Source organism: Pseudomonas sp. QS1027 (assembly GCF_002814235.1).
Taxonomy (GTDB): Bacteria; Pseudomonadota; Gammaproteobacteria; order Pseudomonadales; family Pseudomonadaceae; genus Aquipseudomonas.
In genome coordinates, this window is record NZ_PHSU01000003.1 from 427,567 (window position 1) to 447,492 (window position 19,926).

20 protein-coding genes are annotated in these 19,926 nt (G+C 61.9%); 11 read left to right on the forward strand and 9 right to left on the reverse strand.

Annotation, left to right across the window (positions count from 1 at the left end; genetic code table 11):
- Window positions 1–312: 312 nt before the first annotated feature.
- The gene (locus tag CWE01_RS02685) at window positions 313–1,725 is read left to right on the forward strand and encodes an amino acid permease (RefSeq protein WP_100938971.1); all 1,413 of its coding nucleotides are present in this window, start codon (window positions 313–315) and stop codon (window positions 1,723–1,725) included.
- A 124-nt stretch (window positions 1,726–1,849) separates the two neighbouring features.
- The gene (arfB, locus tag CWE01_RS02690) at window positions 1,850–2,263 is read left to right on the forward strand and encodes an alternative ribosome rescue aminoacyl-tRNA hydrolase ArfB (RefSeq protein WP_100939211.1); all 414 of its coding nucleotides are present in this window, start codon (window positions 1,850–1,852) and stop codon (window positions 2,261–2,263) included.
- A gap of 4 nt (window positions 2,264–2,267) precedes the next feature.
- Here the strand turns inward: arfB and CWE01_RS02695 are convergent, their stop codons facing one another.
- The 4 genes from CWE01_RS02695 to CWE01_RS02705 form a co-directional block, all read right to left on the reverse strand.
- Window positions 2,268–3,467: an MFS transporter gene (locus CWE01_RS02695; RefSeq protein ID WP_100938972.1), complete on the reverse strand. Its 1,200-nt coding sequence runs from the start codon at window positions 3,465–3,467 to the stop codon at window positions 2,268–2,270.
- Window positions 3,468–3,635: 168 nt separating this feature from the next.
- Window positions 3,636–3,767 carry a hypothetical protein gene (locus tag CWE01_RS33750; protein ID WP_255916937.1) on the reverse strand — a complete coding sequence of 44 codons (132 nt, stop codon included), beginning with the start codon at window positions 3,765–3,767 and terminating at the stop codon, window positions 3,636–3,638.
- A 166-nt stretch (window positions 3,768–3,933) separates the two neighbouring features.
- Window positions 3,934–4,248: a cupredoxin family copper-binding protein gene (locus tag CWE01_RS02700; RefSeq protein ID WP_100938973.1), complete on the reverse strand. Its 315-nt coding sequence runs from the start codon at window positions 4,246–4,248 to the stop codon at window positions 3,934–3,936.
- Between the two features lie 12 nt (window positions 4,249–4,260).
- Window positions 4,261–5,232 carry a metallophosphoesterase gene (locus CWE01_RS02705; protein WP_100938974.1) on the reverse strand — a complete coding sequence of 324 codons (972 nt, stop codon included), beginning with the start codon at window positions 5,230–5,232 and terminating at the stop codon, window positions 4,261–4,263.
- A 148-nt stretch (window positions 5,233–5,380) separates the two neighbouring features.
- On the opposite strand from CWE01_RS02705, the gene CWE01_RS02710 reads away from it, so the two are divergent.
- Together CWE01_RS02710 and CWE01_RS02715 are read left to right on the forward strand one after the other, a co-directional pair.
- Window positions 5,381–5,893 carry a sigma-70 family RNA polymerase sigma factor gene (locus CWE01_RS02710; protein ID WP_100938975.1) on the forward strand — a complete coding sequence of 171 codons (513 nt, stop codon included), beginning with the start codon at window positions 5,381–5,383 and terminating at the stop codon, window positions 5,891–5,893.
- Window positions 5,886–6,653: an anti-sigma factor gene (locus tag CWE01_RS02715; RefSeq protein ID WP_100938976.1), complete on the forward strand. Its 768-nt coding sequence runs from the start codon at window positions 5,886–5,888 to the stop codon at window positions 6,651–6,653. Before CWE01_RS02710 ends, CWE01_RS02715 begins: the two co-directional genes overlap by 8 nt.
- Before the next feature lie 153 nt (window positions 6,654–6,806).
- Here CWE01_RS02715 and CWE01_RS02725 read toward each other — a convergent pair whose 3' ends face one another.
- The 3 genes from CWE01_RS02725 to phhA form a co-directional block, all read right to left on the reverse strand.
- Window positions 6,807–8,003 (reverse strand): amino acid aminotransferase, encoded by a 1,197-nt coding sequence (locus CWE01_RS02725; RefSeq protein ID WP_100938978.1) that lies wholly within the window; start codon window positions 8,001–8,003, stop codon window positions 6,807–6,809.
- Window positions 8,003–8,359, reverse strand: a complete 357-nt coding sequence (locus CWE01_RS02730; protein ID WP_100938979.1) for a 4a-hydroxytetrahydrobiopterin dehydratase — start codon at window positions 8,357–8,359, stop codon at window positions 8,003–8,005. The genes CWE01_RS02725 and CWE01_RS02730 overlap by 1 nt, the downstream gene beginning before the upstream one ends.
- A gap of 101 nt (window positions 8,360–8,460) precedes the next feature.
- Entirely contained in the window at window positions 8,461–9,246 is a 786-nt protein-coding gene (gene phhA / locus CWE01_RS02735; protein ID WP_100938980.1) for a phenylalanine 4-monooxygenase, read from the reverse strand.
- Window positions 9,247–9,539: 293 nt separating this feature from the next.
- Here phhA and CWE01_RS02740 point away from each other — a divergent pair, with 293 nt between their 5' ends.
- On the forward strand, window positions 9,540–11,096 hold the full coding sequence (locus CWE01_RS02740) for a sigma-54-dependent transcriptional regulator (protein WP_100938981.1): 1,557 nt from the start codon (window positions 9,540–9,542) through the stop codon (window positions 11,094–11,096).
- Between the two features lie 94 nt (window positions 11,097–11,190).
- Here CWE01_RS02740 and CWE01_RS02745 read toward each other — a convergent pair whose 3' ends face one another.
- A complete protein-coding gene (locus CWE01_RS02745) occupies window positions 11,191–11,913 on the reverse strand; it encodes a TylF/MycF/NovP-related O-methyltransferase (RefSeq protein ID WP_100938982.1) in 723 nt (240 codons plus the stop codon).
- The gene (locus CWE01_RS02750; RefSeq protein ID WP_100938983.1) at window positions 11,910–12,776 is read right to left on the reverse strand and encodes a hypothetical protein; all 867 of its coding nucleotides are present in this window, start codon (window positions 12,774–12,776) and stop codon (window positions 11,910–11,912) included. The genes CWE01_RS02745 and CWE01_RS02750 overlap by 4 nt, the downstream gene beginning before the upstream one ends.
- Before the next feature lie 334 nt (window positions 12,777–13,110).
- On the opposite strand from CWE01_RS02750, the gene CWE01_RS02755 reads away from it, so the two are divergent.
- Genes CWE01_RS02755 through flgK form a run of 6 tightly spaced genes read left to right on the forward strand, consistent with a single transcriptional unit; the run spans window position 13,111 to window position 19,914 of the window.
- Window positions 13,111–13,851 (forward strand): flagellar basal body rod protein FlgF, encoded by a 741-nt coding sequence (locus tag CWE01_RS02755; RefSeq protein WP_100938984.1) that lies wholly within the window; start codon window positions 13,111–13,113, stop codon window positions 13,849–13,851.
- Window positions 13,852–13,897: 46 nt separating this feature from the next.
- Complete coding sequence (gene flgG, locus CWE01_RS02760) at window positions 13,898–14,683, forward strand: flagellar basal-body rod protein FlgG (protein ID WP_100938985.1); 786 nt, start codon at window positions 13,898–13,900, stop codon at window positions 14,681–14,683.
- 55 nt (window positions 14,684–14,738) lie between these two features.
- Complete coding sequence (gene flgH / locus CWE01_RS02765; RefSeq protein ID WP_100938986.1) at window positions 14,739–15,416, forward strand: flagellar basal body L-ring protein FlgH; 678 nt, start codon at window positions 14,739–14,741, stop codon at window positions 15,414–15,416.
- 11 nt (window positions 15,417–15,427) lie between these two features.
- Window positions 15,428–16,537 carry a flagellar basal body P-ring protein FlgI gene (locus CWE01_RS02770; RefSeq protein WP_100938987.1) on the forward strand — a complete coding sequence of 370 codons (1,110 nt, stop codon included), beginning with the start codon at window positions 15,428–15,430 and terminating at the stop codon, window positions 16,535–16,537.
- Between the two features lie 10 nt (window positions 16,538–16,547).
- Complete coding sequence (gene flgJ, locus CWE01_RS02775; RefSeq protein WP_177143552.1) at window positions 16,548–17,846, forward strand: flagellar assembly peptidoglycan hydrolase FlgJ; 1,299 nt, start codon at window positions 16,548–16,550, stop codon at window positions 17,844–17,846.
- 10 nt (window positions 17,847–17,856) lie between these two features.
- Complete coding sequence (flgK, locus tag CWE01_RS02780) at window positions 17,857–19,914, forward strand: flagellar hook-associated protein FlgK (RefSeq protein WP_100938988.1); 2,058 nt, start codon at window positions 17,857–17,859, stop codon at window positions 19,912–19,914.
- Window positions 19,915–19,926: the final 12 nt, after the last annotated feature.

Sequence of the window (19,926 nt, forward strand, 5' to 3'; positions counted from 1 at the left end):
GTTCGGATTGGCGTAAGGAATAGTTGCCGAGGGGGTCTGTAGGATTTTTCTTTGTGGCGAAAAGGCCCCTTGTCCTCCCGCGCTGGGGGCGGTGAGATGCGCGGATGCCTGCCAGTGGTGGTCCGGCGGTGTACAATGCGCGGCGTTTTACCTGTGACTCAACTGCGTACCCGCGCATTTTTGTGGCTTTCGACGGTGGCCTTGCGATGCCCCGAAAGCCCGTGCACTCAAGGCTACCCGCCTTGTTCACTCCATCGCGTCATAAGCGTGATGGGTTCGATTTCGTCACAGATAAAAACAAACAGGTGACGCATGACCCCTGATACACCCCTTGCTTCGGGCGAGCTTAAACGCGGCCTGAAAAATCGTCATATCCAATTGATCGCCCTCGGTGGCGCCATCGGTACCGGCCTGTTCCTCGGCTCGGCCGGGGTGCTCAAGTCCGCTGGTCCGTCGATGATCCTCGGCTACGCCCTCTGCGGTTTCATCGCCTTCATGATCATGCGCCAGTTGGGCGAAATGATCGTCGAGGAGCCGGTCGCAGGCTCGTTCAGCCACTTTGCCCACAAGTACTGGGGCGGTTTCGCCGGCTTTCTGTCGGGCTGGAACTGCTGGATCCTCTACATCCTGGTGGGCATGTCGGAGCTGACCGCGGTCGGCAAGTACATCCACTACTGGTGGCCCGATGTCCCGACCTGGGTCTCGGCCGCAGCTTTCTTCGTGCTGATCAATGCGATCAACCTGGCCAACGTCAAGGTCTTCGGCGAAGCGGAATTCTGGTTCGCGATCATCAAGGTGGTGGCGATCGTCGGCATGATTGCCCTGGGCAGCTACCTGCTGGTCAGCGGCCACGGCGGCCCCCAAGCTTCGGTGAGCAACCTGTGGGAACACGGCGGGTTCTTCCCCAATGGCGTCAGCGGCCTGGTGATGGCCATGGCGATCATCATGTTTTCCTTCGGCGGCCTGGAAATGCTCGGTTTTACCGCCGCTGAAGCCGACCAGCCGAAAACCGTGATTCCCAAGGCCATCAACCAGGTGATCTACCGGATCCTGATTTTCTACATCGGCGCCCTGGTGATCCTGCTGTCGCTGACCCCCTGGGACAGCCTGTTGACCACGCTGAACGCTTCGGGCGACTCCTACAGCGGTAGCCCGTTCGTCCAGGTGTTCTCGATGCTCGGTAGCAACACCGCGGCGCATATCCTCAACTTCGTGGTGCTGACGGCGGCGCTGTCGGTGTACAACAGCGGCACCTACTGCAACAGCCGCATGCTGCTGGGCATGGCCGAGCAGGGCGATGCGCCGAAGGTGCTGGCCAAGATCGACAAGCGCGGCGTGCCGGTACGCTCGATCCTGGCCTCGGCGCTGGTGACCTTTATCGCGGTGGTGATGAACTACCTGATGCCGCAACAGGCCCTGGAATTGCTGATGTCCCTGGTGGTGGCGACCCTGGTGATCAACTGGGCGATGATCAGCTACTCGCACTTCAAGTTCCGCCAGCACATGGACCGGACCCAACAGAAGCCGCTGTTCAAGGCCCTGTGGTACCCCTATGGCAACTATGTGTGCCTGGCGTTCGTGGTGTTCATCCTCGGCGTGATGTTGATGATTCCGGGGATCCAGGTCTCGGTGTACGCGATTCCGGTGTGGGTGGCGTTCATGTGGGTCTGCTATGGCATCAAGAATCGGCGCAGTGCCCAGCAGGCATTGCTGGCGGTGAAGTAGGCTGCTAATTCGCAGAAACGACAAACCCGGCGATTGCCGGGTTTGTCGTTTCTGCGGGGGGCGAACAGGCTCGTTGCGGCGCGGATCAGGTATCCTGAACACCCTGATGTCGGACGCTTTTCAAATGCTGGTGATTTCCAACAATGTGCATCTGCCGGATGCCGAGATCGAGTTGACGGCCATTCGTGCCCAGGGCGCGGGTGGGCAGAACGTCAACAAGGTCTCCAGCGCGGTGCACCTGCGTTTCGATATTTCGGCTTCGTCCCTGCCGCCGTTCTACAAGGAGCGCCTGCTGGCCCTGCGCGACAGTCGCATCACCAGTGAAGGGGTGATCGTGATCAAGGCCCAGCAATACCGGACCCAGGAGCAGAACCGCGGCGATGCCCTGGAGCGCCTGGTCGAACTGATCCTCAGCGCGACCAAGGTGGAGAAGAAACGCCGTCCGACCAAGCCGACCCTCGGTTCGAAGAAACGTCGCCTGGAAGGCAAGTCCCAGCGTGGTGCGATCAAGGCCGGCCGCGGCAGGATCGACTTCTAGGCCTTCAGGCTTTTTCCCGCAACGCCCGTTGTTTCGGCGCCTGCCGGTAGAGATAAAGACTCAGCAGCAACCCGGAAAACGACGCCAGGGCGGCGAACAGGAAGATCGAGGCAAAGCCCAGGCCCGCTGCAATCGCCCCGGCCAACGGCCCGGTGATGCCCAGTGACAGGTCGATGAACAGCGAGTAGGCACCCACCGCCGCGCCACGACTGGAGGCCGGCACCAGGTTCACCGCCTCCACCCCCAGCGCCGGGAACACCAGGGAGAAACCGAACCCGCTCAACGCCGCCCCCGCCAGTGCCCAATGGGCATCCGGTGCCAGCCACAACAGCAGCAGGCCGAGGGTTTCCACCGACAGGCAGGCGATTGCCACGCGAAAGCCGCCGAGGCGATTGATCAGGTTGCCGAACAGCAGTCGCGCACCGATAAAACTGGCGCCGAACAGGCTCAGGCAGAGCACCGCGTTGGCCCAGTGCTGGGTGGCGTAATACAGGGTGATAAAGGTCGCGATGGTGCCGAAACCGATGGAGCCCAGGGCCAGGCCGGTGCCGTGGGGCAGGACACGACCGAGCACATGGAGGAAGGGCAGGCGCTCGCCGGCGACAATCGGTGCCGCCTGCTTCGGCCAGGCCAGCAACAGTCCCAGGGTGGCCAGCAGCAGGATGCTCACACCCATGCTCCAGAGGCCCAACTGGCCGACCAGCCACACCCCCAGCGGCGCGCCGATGGCCAGCGCGCCGTAGCTGGCGATGCCGTTCCAGGAAATCACCTTGGCAGTGTTTGCCGCCCCGACCCGGCCGATGCCCCAGCCGATGGAGCCGGAGCCCACCAGGCTTTCCGCGCTGCCCAGCACCAGGCGGCCGATAAACAGGCTGATCAGGCTCAGCAGCGGCATTGCCTGGAGAAAGCTCGACAGCAGCATGAACACCCCGCTCAGGCCGCAGCCGACCAGGCCGATCATCACCGCACGCTTGCTGCCCTGGTTATCGATAACCCGGCTGGCGTAGGGGCGACTCAACAGGGTCGCCAGGTACTGGACGCTGATCACCAGCCCGGCGATCACTGTTCCAAAGCCCAGGTCACTGTGGACATAGCCGGGCAGCACAGCGAGGGGAATGCCGATGTTCAGGTAACCGATAAAGGTAAACAGGACAATGGAAACGACTTGCAGCGTGACCGCCAGGGGGCGCTGGGTATCAGACATGGACAAGAACCACCGTTGCCGCGGAGAAAAAAAGATAGGAGGCTTATGATAACGGTGCGAAGCGGGTTGCAGGGGAGTTAAATCGAAAAAAGCTTGGCGGGCGCCTGTATCCGGTTGCGTGAAAAACACCAGGGAACGGGCTTTTCACGCGACCGGTTGAGCAAGCGTTCAGTCTTCGCTGTCGGCCTTGAGGCTTTCTGCGGCCTCGTTGTTTACCGGCTGCTGGGCAGCGGCTTGTGGCGGGTTTTTCTGCTCAGTCTCGTGCAGGCTTGGGAAGGGGAAGTTGGGTATCTCATGCATCGTCGTCGCTCCTCGCAAGGTCTGTTTTTTAAATCGCTGGGTAGATCCGCGCTTTTAAAAAGCCTGGGCAGGATACAGCAGGGAAAATGACAGAAAGATTTTTTTCGTCCCGGCTGCGACAGCCATTCGTCAGTTCTGCGGGAGCCGGCAAGCCGGCTCCCGCCGTTCAAGGGCTGACAATGATTTTCCCGATCATCTGCGGATGCAGGGCACAGAAATACTCAAAGGTGCCCGCGGTCGTGAACTCATAGGAAAAACTGTCGTTGGTGTCCAGCGCGCCCGAGCGGAACAGCTTGTGGGTTTCGGCCACCGTATGGGGGATCTGATCGTCGTTGACCCAGGTCACTTTGGTACCGAGCGCGACGGTCAGGTCCTTGGGCCCGAACATGAATTCCTTGATATCGATTTTCACTTCCTGTGCCCACACCGGGATCGAGAGCGCCAGGCAAGCCAGCACCAGTCCCTGCAAAAATCTTTTCATTCGAATGCTCTCCTAAATCAGTGTCGAATCAATCAGTGCCAACGGGTGATCGCCCTGTGTCGTGCGGACATCGGTAATCCCCAGGTAATTGCGCAACTGATCGGCGGCCACCGTCATCGGCCCCGGTGACGGCGCCGCCCCCGGTGCCGGTTGCGGGTAGGCCGTGCCGCGTGCGGTGTGAAAGGTAATGTTGCCTTCGACTTTCTGGATCACCTGGTGGATATGGCCGTTGAGCACGGTCACCGAGCCATATTTGCGCAGCAGGGCAATGGCCTGGTCGCCGTCCTCCGTGCCCCAGCCCCAGGGTTGGTAGATGGTCCACAGCGGAATATGGGTGAACACCACGATCGGCGTGCTGGTCGCCACCGCCCTCAGGTCATCGGCCAGCCAGGCGAGCTGGTCGGCGCCGAGGTTGGCTTCATGGCCGGCCTGGAAGTTGAAGACATTGACCAACGCGATGAAGTGCACGCCGTGGTCGTCGAAGCTGTACCAGCCGTTGCCCTTGGTGCCCTTGCCGTACCGCTGCAGGTAGAGCTGGCCACCGCCTTCGTCGAGAGTGTCGTGCTCACCCGGCACGTAGTGCACGGTGGCGGGCAGGGCCTTGAGCAACTGCGCGGCGGTGTCGAACTCCTCGGGCTTGCTGAGATGGGTGATATCCCCGGTATGGAGAATCAGCGCCGGCCGCTTGGGCAGGGCGATGACCTTGTCGATGGCCACTTGCAGGGTCTTCACCGGTTCGGGATTGGCTTCCTTGTTGAAACCGATATGCGAATCGCTGATTTGCACGAAGTGAAAGTTCGCGGCCAGCGCGGCCGGGTCGCTGGTCTGGCCATTCTGGTCCAGGGCAAAGGCCCGCGGAATGCCGCCGCTCAGGGCCCAGAGAACCCCGGCGCCGGCCCAGGCCGAGCATTTGAGCAGGGTCCGGCGATCGGGGTCGAGCGGGCCGTCGGTACGTTTGTCGTGGGGTGTTGGGTGCAGGTTCATGGGAACGCCCTCGCTGGCGGTCTACAGTGATTGAGCTCACATCTGTAAAACCGGGCGGCGTGGGGCTTTATTCCTGAAAATAAAAAAATTCTTCCGGGAATAAAACAGGACCTTTCACCGTTATAGGAACAAAGGTATCGGAGCCACTATGAAGCGATTCGAGGCGCTGTTTGCGCCGCATCTGGATGCGGCCTATAACCTCGCGCGCTGGCTCACCGACAGTGAGAGCGCCGCGCAGGATGTGGTCCAGGAAAGTGCCTTCAGGGCCTTCAAGTTCCAGCACCGTTTTGTCGACGGCAATGCCAAGGCCTGGTTCCTGACCATTGTCCGCAACGAAAGCTACAACTGGCTCAAGGCCTCGATGGGCGCGCGCTGGGTGGCCATCGACGAGGACTGGTTGCAGGACGACCCGGCAATGGCCGATGTATGCACGCCGGAATCACAGATCATCCGCGCCCAGGCCGCCGAGCAGGTCCGCCTGGCATTGCTGGCGTTGGCCCCGGCGTTTCGCGAAGTGATTGTCCTGAAGGAGTTGGAAGACATGCCCTACAAGGACATAGCGAAAATCGTCGATATCCCCTTGGGCACCGTCATGTCACGGCTGGCCCGGGCCCGCGCGATGCTCAAGCGCGAACTGCTGAAGTTGCACCCTTATGAATGACCTTGATTGCAAGACCTGTGATGAGTTGATCCATGGCTACCTCGACCATGAACTGGACGAGGCGACCACGGCGCGGGTGGCCGGGCACCTGGCGGACTGTGTCGGGTGCGCACGCCAGCATGAGCAGGCCCGTCAATTGATCGACGACGTCAAAAGTCGCGCGCCCTATTACCGCGCTCCCGAGGCTTTGAACCTGAGCCTGTTGGGGGCTGCCCCGGCGCGCTCCTCGGCCATGGCGGATTTCATGCAGGGACTGCGGACGCTATCTGGGCGCTGGTGGGCGCCAGTGTTTTCAACCCTGGCGTTGAGCCTGGCGGTCATGCTCTACGTGGTGACGCCATCCGCCGAGCAACCCTGGCTGGATGAGGCGGTGTCCAGTCATGTGCGTTCGTTGATGGCCGAGCATTTGAACGATGTGGTGTCATCCGACCGGCATACGGTGAAACCCTGGTTCACCGGCAAGCTCGATTTCGCGCCGCCGGTTTTCGACTATGCGGCGCAGGGTTACCCGCTGCTGGGCGGGCGATTGGATTATCTGCAACACCAGACCACTGCCGCGCTGGCATATCGGCATGCCAAGCACACCATCAACCTGTTTATCCTGCCGACGGCCGAGGCTGATCGGGCTCGGGAGAGCCAGTCGTTACGGGGCTACAACGTGGTGGCGTGGCGACGCGATCATCTGCGCTTCATCCTGGTCTCGGACCTGGAGAAGGGCGAGCTCGAGGCGTTCGGGCAGTTGATCGAGAAGGGGGGGTAAGTGTCTGATCTGATCGCGGGCACACAACAAAACCTGTAGGAGCCGGCTTGCTGGCGATGCAGACGCTGCGGTGTCTCAGACAGACCGCATTATCGTTCATCGCCAGCAAGCCGGCTCCTGCAGGACCGTGTCTAGCCAGCACGGGTCGTTGTGTCAGTCCTTGCAGACCGCGGCAATCGCTTGCGCCAGTGCATCCAGGCGCGTCGCGTCGATACCCGCCACGTTGGCCCGGCCGGAGCTGACCATATACACGCTGTGCTCGTCGCGCAGGCGTTTGACCTGGGCCGGTGACAGACCGGTGTAGGAGAACATGCCGCGCTGCACGCCAATATGCGCAAACCGCTCGGCCAGGCCGTGGGGCTGCAGGGCTTCCACCAGGCCGCTGCGCAGTTGCGCAATACGCAAACGCATGGCTTCCACTTCATCGGCCCACAGGCTTTTCAGCTCGGGGTCGCCAAGAATGGTGGTGACCACCGCCGCGCCGTGATCCGGTGGGTTCGACCACAGGTTTCGGGCCACTGCCGCCAGTTGGCTGCGTACATCCAGCAGTTTTTCAGCATCGCCGGTGCAGACGATCAGCGCACCGGTACGCTCGCGGTACAGGCCGAAGTTCTTCGAGCAGGAACTGGTGATCAGCACCTCCGGCAACTCCCGGGCGAACAACCGCGCCGCCCAGGCATCCTGTTCCACGCCATCGCCAAAGCCCTGGTAGGCGAAGTCGATCAGTGGCAGCAGTTCACGGCGACGGACGATGTCCAGCACCTTGTACCAGTCATCGTGGGACAGGTCGAAACCGGTCGGGTTGTGGCAGCAGGCGTGCAGCAGCACCACGTCACCCTGCGGTACCTGTTCCAGGGCGGCGAGCATGCCCTCGACATCCAGGCGGTTGTCGCTGTCGACATAAGGGTAGTGACCGATCTTCAAGCCGGCGGCGGCGAAGATGGTCTCGTGGATCGGCCAGGTCGGATCGCTGAGCCAGATGCCACGGCCCGGCAGGCAGTGGGCGATAAAGTCGGCGCTCAGGCGCAAGGCGCCGGTGCCGCCCGGGGTCTGGGTCGCGCCGACACGCTGGGCGGCGATCAGCGGCGAGTCCGCGCCCATCACCAGCTCGTTGAGCAGGCTGCCGAAACGCAGGTCACCGTGGCCACCGATATAGGACTTGGTCCGTTGCTCGTCCACCAGCCGCTGTTCAGCCAGCTTGACCGACCGCAGGATCGGGGTCAGGCCCTGGGCATCCTTGTAGACGCCGACGCCCAGGTCGAACTTGCGAGGGTTGGTGTCCTGGGCATAAGCCTCCAGCAACCCGAGAATCGGGTCGCCGGGTACACGCGCGATGGCGTCGAAATGCATTATTTACGGCCCTCGGCGGCGTGGCTGACCTCGTCGGTGCGTGCCGCCATGATGAAATCGTTACGGTGCAGGCCCTTGATCGAATGGCTCCACCAGGTGACGGTGACTTTGCCCCATTCGGTCAGCAGGCCCGGGTGGTGGCCTTCGGCTTCGGAAATCTCGCCGACGGCATTGGTGAAGGCCAGGGCGAACTTGAAGTTCTTGAACAGGAAGACCTTCTCCAGTTGCATGATGCCGTCCCGCACTTCGATGTTCCAGTCCGGAATCTGTTTGATCAGCAGCGGCAGTTCTTCGTCGCTGACCTGGGGGGCATCGGCGCGGCAGGCTTCGCAGTGGGCTTGGTTCAAGGTGTTCATGGTGGATTCCTGAAATCGTTTTTTATTCAAGGACGCCGTTCGAATACGCTATTCGAAAACGTCGGTTCGAGAAAGACGCACGTAGCGCTCAATGTCGCGGATCAGGCGGCCTTGGGCGGGAATTTCGGGGCGTGCAGACCCAACTGCATGCCGCGCTCGACCATGCCCATGATGTCTTCGTGGGCCAGGTCGAACAAGCGCTTGAGGTTCGGCAGGACGAAGTACAGCGGCTGCAGGATGTCGATGCGATACGGCGTGCGCATGGCTTCCAGCGGGTCGAACAGCTGATGCTCGGGCTGGTTGGACAGGCTGTACACGCTTTCCTTCGGCGAGGAGAGAATACCGCCGCCATAGATTCGCCGACCTTGCGGGGTGTCCACCAGGCCGAATTCGATGGTCATCCAGTACAGGCGCGCCAGGTACACCCGCTGCTCCTTGCTGGCTTGCAGGCCGAGCTTGCCGTAGGTGTGGGTGAATTCGGCGAACCAGGGGTTGGTCAGCAGCGGGCAGTGGCCAAAGATCTCGTGGAAAATATCCGGCTCTTGCAGGTAGTCGAGTTCTTCTTCGGTGCGAATAAAGGTCGCCACCGGAAACTGCTTGTTGGCGAGCAGTTCGAAAAAGGTCTGGAACGGAATCAGCGCCGGCACCCGGGCGACTTGCCAGCCGGTGGTGGCGCCGAGGACCTGGTTGATTTCGCTGAGCTGCGGAATCCGGTCGTGGGGCAGGGCCAGTTTTTCGATGCCGTCCAGGTATTCCTGGCACGCGCGGCCTTCGATCACTTTCAGTTGACGAGTGATCAGGGTATTCCACACGGCATGCTCGGCGGCCGGGTAGTCGATAAAACCTTGCGCATCGGGCTCGCGAGCCACGTAGTGCGTCTGCTTCATACAGCTCTCCTGCTGGGGGATTCGTTCTTGTTATGTGCAGCGATGGGCTTAGTGTTAACCCGTTGAGGGGGCGTGCGCATCGGGGAGAGAGCGCTAAAGGGTGGGATGAGTGCTGGTATTTCGTAAAGAAAACGTTACGAAATGGCGCTTTGCTAGTGTGTAAGGCGTTTTGACGTGGCGATCCAGTGGGTTTTTGTCACATAATCTTTACGACTAACTGCGGCGCACTGAAAAAAGTGCCCGCTCCGCCGGGGTCGGGGTGCCTCGGCCATCGCCCTTTTTCGAGCCTTTCCATGCGTATCAAAGTGCACTGCCAGAACCGCATCGGCATTCTTCGCGACATTCTCAACCTGCTGGTGGACTACGGCATCAACGTGGCCCGCGGCGAGGTCGGCGGTGATCAGGGCAATGCCATCTACCTGCACTGCCCGAATCTGATCAACTTGCAGTTCCAGGCCCTGCGGCCGAAGTTCGAAACCATTGCCGGGGTGTTTGGCGTCAAGCGCGTCGGCCTGATGCCCAGCGAGCGTCGGCATATGGAGCTCAACGCCTTGCTCGGGGCCCTGGAGTTTCCGGTGCTGTCCATCGACATGGGCGGCTCGATTGTCGCGGCCAACCGGGCGGCGGCGCAGTTGCTCGGGGTCAGGGTCGACGAGGTGCCGGGTATCCCGCTGGCGCGTTACGCGCCGGATTTCGACCTGCCGGAGTTGGTGCGCGCGAACCAGTCGCGGATCAATGGCCTGCGGGTCAAGATCAAGGGTGACGTTTTCCTGGCGGATATCGCGCCGTTGCAGTCGGAGCACGATGACAGCGAGGCGATGGCCGGCGCGGTGCTGACCTTGCATCGCGCCGATCAGGTCGGCGAGCGCATCTACAACGTGCGCAAGCAGGAACTGCGCGGCTTCGACAGCATTTTCCAGAGTTCGAAAGTCATGGCCGCGGTGGTCCGCGAGGCCCGGCGGATGGCACCGCTGGACGCGCCGTTGCTGATCGAGGGCGAGACCGGGACCGGCAAGGAATTGCTGGCGCGGGCCTGCCACCTGGCCAGTCCGCGCGGACAGGCGCCGTTGATGGCCCTCAATTGTGCCGGTTTGCCGGAGTCCATGGCCGAAACCGAGCTGTTCGGCTACGGCCCCGGTGCGTTCGAGGGCGCACGCGCCGAGGGCAAGCTCGGGCTGCTGGAACTGACCGCCGGTGGCACCTTGTTCCTCGACGGGGTGGGGGAGATGAGTCCGCGCCTGCAGGTCAAGTTACTGCGCTTTCTCCAGGACGGCGGCTTCCGTCGGGTCGGCAGTGACGAGGAGGTGTACCTGGATGTGCGGGTGATCTGCGCGACCCAGGTCGACCTCTCGGAACTGTGTTCGCGGGGCGAATTTCGCCAGGACCTCTATCACCGGCTCAACGTATTGTCCCTGCATATCCCGCCCCTGCGTGAGTGCCTGGACGGGCTGACCCCGTTGGTGGAGCATTTTCTCGACCAGGCCAGCCGGCAGATCGGTTGTCCATTGCCGAAGCTGGCGCCGGCGGCGATGGATCGTCTTGCGCACTATCACTGGCCGGGCAATGTCCGGCAGTTGGAGAACGTGCTGTTCCAGGCGGTTTCCCTGTGCGAGGGCGGGGTGGTCAAGGCCGAGCATATCCGGTTGCCGGACTATGGCGTGCGCCAGCCCCTGGGGGATTTTTCCCTGGAAGGCGGGTTGGACGAGATTGTCGGGCGGTTCGAGCGGGCGGTGTTGGAGCGCTTGTACTCGGAGCATCCGAGCAGTCGCTTGCTGGGCAAGCGGCTGGGGGTTTCCCATACCACCATTGCCAACAAACTGAAGGCGTATGACGTGGGCAAGGGTGTGTAGGCGGAATATCTTGAACAGGTCATGAACCCTGCCGGAGCCAGCAAGCCGGCTCCGGCAGGTACAGGGCGTCGTCGAAAACAACGCCCGTCAGGCATCAGATGTGGAAGTAACCCACGCACGAGTCGAACGGCAGGCGCTTGAGTTCGATCTTGTTCATGTCGAACACTTCGCGCAGGGCCTTGGTCTCACCCGGGAAGTTGCGATAGGCAACCTCGTCGAGTACCACGATGGCGCCTTTGGGCATGTACGGCAGGAAGGTTTCCAGGGCCACCTTGGTCGGCTCGTAGAGGTCGGTGTCGAGGATCAGCATGGCCACCACCAGGTCCGGACGGGACTTGACGAATTCCGGCACGGTCTTGCAGATATCACCCTTGACCAGCTCGCAGCGCGGGATGCGGTTGACCGGACGCAGCAGGTCGTTGGCATCGATCATGTCCTGGATCAGCGACTGGTCGGTGTCGGAGAACATGTTCTCGTTGATGTCGGCCGGGTCTTCATCCTTGTTGATGCTGGTGAAGCCTTCGAAGGTGTCGAAGCCGACGATCGAACGGTTGATCGCGTACGGCTCGAGGATCATCGACAGGTGCATGTAGAGCATCAGCGAGTTGCCCTTGTACACGCCGCACTCGATGATCGCGCCCGGCACATCCATGACCTTCTTGAACAGCTCCATGCGCGACAGGGCGGCGGTCACGTTGATGCGGTTGGCGAACACGAACGGCGCGTCGGCCACGTATTCGGCATCGACCCGCTTGAGCACGCCGGCACGGGTTTCGTTGTATTGAGCCTCGGCAGGCGTAATGCGGCGCTTGGTCATTGATAGATTCCTTGGAAATTCGAGAAGTCGTGGGCGTGGAAGTAGTCTTTGAAGCCGGCCCCGACATCCGGGCAGGCGCTGTCGACGTTGGGGGCGCCGCGCTTGTGTTGCAGGTCGTCCAGGTGCATCAGGCGGAAGTCCACGCTGAAGCGGGTCTGTTCGGTGTAGTTGGGTACGGTGCCATGCAGGTGTGAACCGGAGAAAATCAGCATCTCGCCGGTGTTGCCAGCAATGCGCACTTCCGACGAAGTATCGATGTCGGCCAGGGGCACCGGGTGCACGCGCACTTCCTCGGTCAGGTTGTCCTTGGCCTTGTGCCGCTGGTTGTTGATCCAGTCGTTCAGGCTCCAGTCCTTCGAGGTGTTGAGCACCGGTTTTTCGAAGTAGCCGGCGTTGATCATCATGGTCTGGTTCGGGGCAATGGTGTAGACCGGCATCCAGGTGTTGATCTGGCAATCGACGCTGCCGTACCAGGTGTCGCGATGCGGCTTGTAGGCATAGCTGACGCCAGCGTGCAGGTAGTTGTAGTTGGGCACGACGCGCAGGCGCGGCACATCGAAGATGTACTCACGCGGGTCGATGCCGACTTCATGGATAAACCCCAGGATCAGGTCCTTGACGCGCTGGCTGTTGGTGAACTGGCCCTTGAGGCGGGTCACCCGGCTGACGAATTCCTCGACCGGCATCATCTTGTGGAGGGACTGGTGATCGGTCTCGCCGTCGAAGGCCAGGGTGATGCTTTCCTTGGCAAAGCCGCAGAGTTCCTTGGCGGTCGTCAGTTGGGTGTCAAGAAAAATGGCGCCTGAATAGATGTCTTCCTTGAAGTCAGCTTTTTTCTGTAGCTGGTTGATGTACAGGTTCACGTCAGCCCTCCTGAATACTGTGGCTAATTCTGAATGTCGGCAGTCACGGGGCAAACTTGACGTTGGTTGCCGTATGCCGGGTTGGCTTGCAAGGTCTATTCCAGGGTGGTTTTCTGGCGCCCGCCGCGCGGGGGGGAACGACCGATACTTGCCGCCAGCGGCATAAGCGCGCCGTTTTTTCGTCTGCCCTCAAGACCTTGAAAGCCTGCGAAAGGTACTCAAGCCCCCGCCACGACGGCTTGTCCTGCGTCAAGAAAAAAGTTGGTTCGGAAATTGCTTGGGCCTCTCGCAGTACAGCGGTGGCGGCAAACGTCCGTCAGGAAGAGGAAAGACTGTGGACAAGTACCTTTACGTGGCAATGACCGGTGCGGCCCAGAATGCCCTGGCGCAAAAGGCCCATGCCAACAATCTGGCGAACCTCTCGACCAATGGTTTTCAACGCGACCTGGACCAGGCCCGTTCGATGCCGGTGTTCGGTGACAGCTTTCCGTCACGTGCCTATGCCATGACCGAGCGCCCGGGCACGGATTTCTCCTCGGGCCCGATGGTCGAGACCGGTCGCGATCTCGACGTGGCGGTGTCCGGTGATGGCTGGGTTGCCGTGCAGACACCTGACGGCAGCGAAGGCTACGTGCGCACCGCAAGCATGAATATTGACGCCCTCGGCGTGCTGCGTGCCGGCAACGGCATGCCGGTCATGGGCAATGGCGGGCCGATCGCCGTGCCGCCCGAGTCGAAGATCGAAGTGGGCGAGGATGGCACCATCAGCATCCGTGCCATGGGTGAAGGGCCTCGAGTGGTGGCGGAAGTCGACCGCATCAAACTGGTCAACCCGGATCTGAAGAACATGATCAAGGGACCGGATGCCGTGGTGCATACCAAGGACGGCACAGCCGCGCCGGTCGATGCCAACGTCAAGGTGGTCTCGGGCTTCCTGGTCGGCAGCAACGTCAATGCCGTCGAGGAAATGACCTCGGTGCTGGCCCTGTCCAGGCAGTTCGAATTGCACATCAAGATGATGAACACCGCCAAAGACGATGACACGGCTATGGCTCGGGTCTTGCAGAACAGCTAATCACCAGAACGTAGTGCCGTAAAACAGGCGCGCGAAGGAGAACAGAATGCTTCCGGCTCTATGGGTTGCAAAAACAGGTTTGGCGGCACAAGACACCAACCTGACGACTATTTCCAACAACCTGGCCAACGTCTCGACCACCGGCTTCAAACGTGATCGCGCCGAGTTCCAGGACCTGCTGTATCAGATCAAGCGTCAGCCGGGTGCCGAGTCGACCCAGGACAGCGAACTGCCGTCGGGCCTGCAACTGGGTACCGGTGTGCGGATCGTCGGCACCCAGAAAAACTTCGCCGCCGGTAGCCTGCAAACCACCGACCAGCCGCTGGACATGGCCGTCAACGGCCGCGGTTTCTTCCAGATCCTGCAACCGGACGGCACCACGGCCTACACCCGTGACGGTACCTTCCACCTGAGCAATACCGGGCAGATCGTCACCGCCAGCGGCTTCACCCTGCAGCCGGCGATCATCATCCCGAACAACGCCCAGACCTTCACCGTCGGCCAGGACGGCACGGTCTCGATCACCGTCGCCGGCAACCCGGCTTCGCAAGTGATCGGCAACATCCAGACCGCCGACTTCATCAACCCGGCCGGCCTGCAGTCCATGGGTGGCAACCTGTTCCTGGAAACCGCCGCCAGCGGCGCGCCGCAAGTCGGCACCCCGGGCCTCAACGGTTTCGGTACCACCGAGCAGAGCACCCTGGAAACTTCCAACGTCAGCACCGTGGAAGAAATGGTCAACATGATCACCACCCAGCGTGCCTACGAGATGAACTCCAAGGTGATTTCCACCGCCGACCAGATGCTCCAGTACGTCGCACAGAACCTGTAATCAAGTCTATGAGGCGGCCTGAAGGGCGCCTGCAACACCGTGAGGTAATAGGGTCATGAATCGGTTGTTTTCCATGCTCGCGTTGAGCGCGATGGCGCTGTTGGCCGGCTGCATGAGCCCGCCACCCAAGCCCAATGACCCGTATTACGCGCCGGTGTTGCCGCGTACCCCGTTGCCCGCCGCGGCGAACAACGGTTCGATCTACCAGGCGGGCTTCGAGCAGAACCTGTATGGCGACCGCAAGGCTTTCCGGGTCGGCGACATTGTCACCATTACCCTGAACGAAGCCACCCAGGCGAGCAAGAACGCCAACTCCGACCTGTCGAAGAAAGACGCCAACAACTTTGGCCTGACCACGCTCTTCGGCTCGTCGGTGACCAGCGGCAACGCGAACCTGAATGTCGGCTATGGCGGCACCAAGACCACCGACGGCTCGTCCAAGGCCGCGCAGAGCAACAGCCTGACCGGCTCGATCACCGTGACCGTGGCTGACGTGCTGCCCAACGGCATCATCGCCGTCCGTGGCGAGAAGTGGTTGACCCTCAACACCGGCAATGAGCTGGTGCGCATCGCCGGGATGATCCGGGCGGATGATATCGCCACCGATAACACCGTTCCGTCCACTCGCGTGGCCGATGCGCGCATTACCTACTCGGGTACCGGCGCCTTTGCCGATACGAGCCAGCCGGGTTGGCTCGACCGCTTCTTCCTCAGTCCGCTCTGGCCTTTCTAGGTGCTACGACCATGTTCAATCTCAAGCATCTGATGGCGGCTGTGCTGCTGATGTCTACCGCTCTCGGTGCCCAGGCCGAGCGGTTGAAGGACATCGCCAGTATTTCCGGCGTGCGTTCCAACCAGCTGATTGGTTATGGCCTGGTGGTCGGTCTCAACGGTTCGGGTGACCAGACCACGCAGACGCCGTTCACCCTGCAGACCTTCAACAACATGCTTTCGCAGTTCGGCATCAAGGTGCCGGCCAACGCCGGTACCGTGCAGCTGAAGAACGTCGCGGCGGTGTCGATCAGTGCCGATCTGCCGGCGTTCGCCAAGCCGGGGCAGGTGGTGGATATCACCGTCTCGTCCATCGGTAACGCCAAGAGCCTGCGCGGCGGCACCCTGTTGATGACGCCACTCAAGGGTATCGACGGCAATGTCTACGCCATCGCCCAGGGCAACCTGGTGGTGGGCGGTTTCGATGCTTCGGGGGCGGACGGTTCGAAGATCACCGTCAACGTTCCGTCGGCCGGCCGTATTCCCGGCGGGGCTTCGGTGGAGCGCGCGGTACCGAGTGGTTTCAACCAGGGCAACAGCCTGACCTTGAACCTCAACCGTTCCGACTTCACCACCGCCAAGCGGGTCGTCGACAAGGTCAATGACCTGCTCGGCCCGGGCGTGGCCCAGGCCATCGACGGCGGCTCGATCCGCGTCACCGCGCCGCTGGATCCGAGCCAGCGGGTCGACTACCTGTCGATGCTGGAAAACCTCGAGGTTGATCCGGGCCAGGCGGTGGCGAAAGTCATCATCAACTCGCGCACCGGCACTATCGTGATCGGCCAGAACGTCAAGGTGTCGCCGGCCGCGGTGACCCACGGCAGCCTGACCGTGACCATTACCGAAGACCCGATCGTCAGCCAGCCGGGGCCGCTGTCCAACGGCACCACGGCGGTGGTACCGCGTTCGCGGGTCAACGCCCAGCAGGAAGCCAAGCCGATGTTCAAGTTTGGCCCGGGGACCACCCTGGACGAGATCGTCCGTGCGGTGAACCAGGTGGGTGCGGCGCCAGGCGACTTGATGGCGATCCTCGAAGCCTTGAAACAGGCCGGCGCCTTGCAAGCCGACCTGATCGTGATCTGAGGCCGTCGATATGGTGGACATGCGCAAGAGCGGGCTGGCAAGCACCGGCGACTCCGGTGCCTACAGCGACCTGAACCGAATGAACAGCCTGAAGGTCGGCAATCGCGACAGCGACGCCAACATTCGCAAGGTGGCGCAGGAGTTCGAGTCGCTGTTCGTTGGTGAAATGCTCAAGTCCGCACGCGCAGCCACTGATGTCATGGCCCAGGACAATCCGCTCAATACCCCGGCGACCAAGCAGTACCAGGAAATGTACGACCATCAGTTGGCCGTGACCATGTCGCGCCAGGGTGGCGGTATCGGCCTGGCCGATGTGCTGGTGCGCCAGATGAGCAAGAACAAACCGACGCACCCCTCCCAGGGCGGGCTCAAGGTCGGGCCGCCAGCCGGTACGGTTGCGACCGAAACGCCGGTGCCGACACCGATCGATGCCGGCACCACCACGGCCGCGACCGCGGCGTCACCGTTCGCTCGCTCCAATGGCCAGCGGCCGTTGTGGGCCTCGCGGGTCGCCAGCCCGATCCACAACAGCGACGGCAGCCTGCACAACGACATGGCCAAGATCAACCAGCGCCGCCTGGCCCTGCCGAGCAAGCTGACCGATCGCCTGGTCGCCGGGCTGGTACCGTCGGCCGACGGCAGCCTGGCCACGGTCAACGCCCAGGCCGTGCCGGCGCGCAACAGTGCTTCCAGCGATTCCGTGCTCCAGGGCCAGGCAGCCCACAGCTTGAGCAACGTGCCGACCACGCGCATGCAGATCTACGGTCGCGCGATGATGGCCCAGCCGCCGTTGGCACCGGCCAAACAGGCGTTCAGCTCGCCCGACGATTTCGTCGCCACCATGCTGCCGATGGCGGAGCAGGCGGCCAAGCGCATCGGTGTCGATCCGCGTTACCTGGTGGCCCAGGCGGCCCTGGAAACCGGTTGGGGCAAATCGGTCATGCGCCAGCAGGACGGCAGCAGCAGTCACAACCTGTTCGGCATCAAGGCCGGCAGCAGTTGGCAGGGGCCGCAGGCCCGCGCCATCACCAGCGAGTTCAAAAATGGTCAGATGGTCAAGGAGACGGCGGACTTCCGTTCCTATGCCTCGTACCAGGACAGCTTCCACGACCTGGTCACCATGCTGCAAAGCAATAATCGCTATCAAGATGTGCTGAAGTCGGCCGATAAACCTGAACAGTTTGTACGCGAGTTGCAAAAGGCCGGGTACGCCACCGACCCGGACTACGCCAGCAAGATTTCGCAAATAGCAAAACAGATGAAGAGCTACCAGAACTACGCTGCGGCGGGCGCTTCCACGAATTTATAAGGTCTGAATCATGAGCTTGCTCAATATTGGTATGACGGGGTTGAACGCGGCCTCGTCGGCTTTGAACACCACCGGTAACAACATTTCCAACGTTGATACGGCTGGTTATTCACGTCAGCTGACCGTACAGACCAGTTCTGCCTCGCAGCAATACGGCAACGTATTCATCGGCACCGGCACGACCCTGGCGGATGTCCGTCGGGTGTACAGCGCCTACCTGAATTCGCAGGTGCAGACCGCGACCTCGCTCAACAGCGATTCGTCCTCGTACCTGGCCCAGGTCACGCCGACCGACTCCATGCTGTCCGATACCAACACCGGCATGACCGCTTCGTTGCAGCAGTTCTTCACTTCCCTGCAAAGCGTGTCCACCACCCCGACGGATGATGCGTCCCGCCAGACGACGCTGACCAGTGCCCAGGCGTTGAGCAGCAAGCTCAACTCCCTCTCCCAGCAGTTGAGCGCCCAGAACACCGGGATCAACACCAACCTGTCGGACATGTCCAGCCAGGTGAACAAGCTGGCGAGCACCATCGCCCAGTACAACGATCAGATTTCCAAGGTCACCACCGCCGCCGGTGCGCCGAACGACCTGCTGGACCAGCGCGACGACGCGGTGCGCCAGTTGTCCGAGCTGGTCGGAACCCAGGTGGTCCAGCGCGGTTCGAGTTATGACGTCTACATTGGCAGCGGTCAGCCGCTGGTGATGGGCAACACCACCAACACCCTGTCCGCCGTGCCGAGCAAGGACGACCCGAGCCAGTCGGCCTTGCAACTGGATCGCGGTACCAGCACCATCGATATCACCTCCACCGTGACCGGTGGCGAGATCGGTGGACTGTTGCGCTATCGCAGCGATGTGCTCGAGCCGTCGATCAACTCGCTGGGGCGCATTGCCATGGTCGCGGCCGACCAGATGAACAAGCAGCAGGCCCAGGGCATCGACAAGAACGGCAACTTCGGTGCGCCGCTGTTCAACGATATCAACAGCCCCTCCCTGATCAGCCAGCGCAGTATCGCCAACGCGAACAACAGTGCCGGCTCCGGCAACCTGAACGTGACCATCGCCGACACCGGTGCGCTGACCACCAACGACTACCAGGTAACCTTCAGCAGCGCGACCAACTACACCGTCACGCGCTCGGATGGCACCGCCATGGGCTCCTTCAGCACCGCGACCACGCCGCCACCGGTGATCGACGGGATCACCCTGAGCCTGACCGGCGGCGCGATGAGTGCCGGCGACAGCTTCAAGGTGACGCCGACCCGCAACGGTGCCAGTGACATCCAGACGGTGATGACCAACGCGCAGAACATTGCCGCGGCGGCGCCGCTGAGCGGTGTCTCCAGTGCCAACAACGGTGGCACCTACACCCAGCCGACCCTGGTCGACCAGTTGGGCACGTCCAACACGACGAACAACGCCCAGTTGCAGGACGCCATCCAGTACGGCACGCCGGTCAAGATCGTCTTCGGTTCACCCGGTACCGGTGCGACCGCGGGGACCCAGGGCTACACCCTGACCGATGCCCAGGGCAACACGATGGGCACCGGTACCATCGTGCCGGGGCAGGCCAACACCCTGAACCTGAAAGTGAACATGGTCGACGCCAGCGGCAACCCGGTGATGGATACCTCGGTCACGCCGAACGTGCAGAAGACCTTCACCGTTCAGACCACGGTCAGCGGTAACCCGAAAGCCGGTGAAAGCTTCACCATGTCGATGACCGGCGCCGGTTCTTCGGACAACCGCAACAGCACCGCCCTGGTTGCCCTGCAAAACAGCAAGACCGTGGGCACGAACGCCACGAGCGGCGGCAGCAGCATCTCGGATGCGTATGGCACGTTGATTTCCACTGTCGGTAGCAAGGCGTCCCAGGCCACCTCGGACAACACGGCGACAACCACCATCCTGACCAACGCCACGGGCGCCCAAAGCTCCCTGTCCGGCGTCAACCTGGACGAAGAGTCCGCCAACCTGGTCAAGTACCAGCAGTACTACACGGCCGCGTCGCAGATTATCAAAGCCGCCCAGGCCATCTTCAGCACGCTGCTCAGCAGCCTTTAAGGAGTCGTGATT

What these genes read in the sequence shown, in the direction of transcription:
- flgJ (WP_177143552.1), top strand. Translation starts at nt 16,548, where the DNA reads ATGGTGGACATGCGCAAGAGCGGGCTGGCAAGCACCGGCGACTCCGGT.
- flgG (WP_100938985.1), top strand. Translation starts at nt 13,898, where the DNA reads ATGCTTCCGGCTCTATGGGTTGCAAAAACAGGTTTGGCGGCACAAGAC.
- CWE01_RS02705 (WP_100938974.1), bottom strand. Translation starts at nt 5,232, where the DNA reads ATGAACCTGCACCCAACACCCCACGACAAACGTACCGACGGCCCGCTC.
- CWE01_RS02730 (WP_100938979.1), bottom strand. Translation starts at nt 8,359, where the DNA reads ATGAACACCTTGAACCAAGCCCACTGCGAAGCCTGCCGCGCCGATGCC.
- CWE01_RS02700 (WP_100938973.1), bottom strand. Translation starts at nt 4,248, where the DNA reads ATGAAAAGATTTTTGCAGGGACTGGTGCTGGCTTGCCTGGCGCTCTCG.
- flgK (WP_100938988.1), top strand. Translation starts at nt 17,857, where the DNA reads ATGAGCTTGCTCAATATTGGTATGACGGGGTTGAACGCGGCCTCGTCG.
- CWE01_RS02770 (WP_100938987.1), top strand. Translation starts at nt 15,428, where the DNA reads ATGTTCAATCTCAAGCATCTGATGGCGGCTGTGCTGCTGATGTCTACC.
- CWE01_RS02740 (WP_100938981.1), top strand. Translation starts at nt 9,540, where the DNA reads ATGCGTATCAAAGTGCACTGCCAGAACCGCATCGGCATTCTTCGCGAC.
- CWE01_RS02715 (WP_100938976.1), top strand. Translation starts at nt 5,886, where the DNA reads ATGAATGACCTTGATTGCAAGACCTGTGATGAGTTGATCCATGGCTAC.
- CWE01_RS02725 (WP_100938978.1), bottom strand. Translation starts at nt 8,003, where the DNA reads ATGCATTTCGACGCCATCGCGCGTGTACCCGGCGACCCGATTCTCGGG.
- phhA (WP_100938980.1), bottom strand. Translation starts at nt 9,246, where the DNA reads ATGAAGCAGACGCACTACGTGGCTCGCGAGCCCGATGCGCAAGGTTTT.
- CWE01_RS02745 (WP_100938982.1), bottom strand. Translation starts at nt 11,913, where the DNA reads ATGACCAAGCGCCGCATTACGCCTGCCGAGGCTCAATACAACGAAACC.
- CWE01_RS33750 (WP_255916937.1), bottom strand. Translation starts at nt 3,767, where the DNA reads ATGCATGAGATACCCAACTTCCCCTTCCCAAGCCTGCACGAGACTGAG.
- CWE01_RS02685 (WP_100938971.1), top strand. Translation starts at nt 313, where the DNA reads ATGACCCCTGATACACCCCTTGCTTCGGGCGAGCTTAAACGCGGCCTG.
- arfB (WP_100939211.1), top strand. Translation starts at nt 1,850, where the DNA reads ATGCTGGTGATTTCCAACAATGTGCATCTGCCGGATGCCGAGATCGAG.
- CWE01_RS02710 (WP_100938975.1), top strand. Translation starts at nt 5,381, where the DNA reads ATGAAGCGATTCGAGGCGCTGTTTGCGCCGCATCTGGATGCGGCCTAT.
- flgH (WP_100938986.1), top strand. Translation starts at nt 14,739, where the DNA reads ATGAATCGGTTGTTTTCCATGCTCGCGTTGAGCGCGATGGCGCTGTTG.
- CWE01_RS02695 (WP_100938972.1), bottom strand. Translation starts at nt 3,467, where the DNA reads ATGTCTGATACCCAGCGCCCCCTGGCGGTCACGCTGCAAGTCGTTTCC.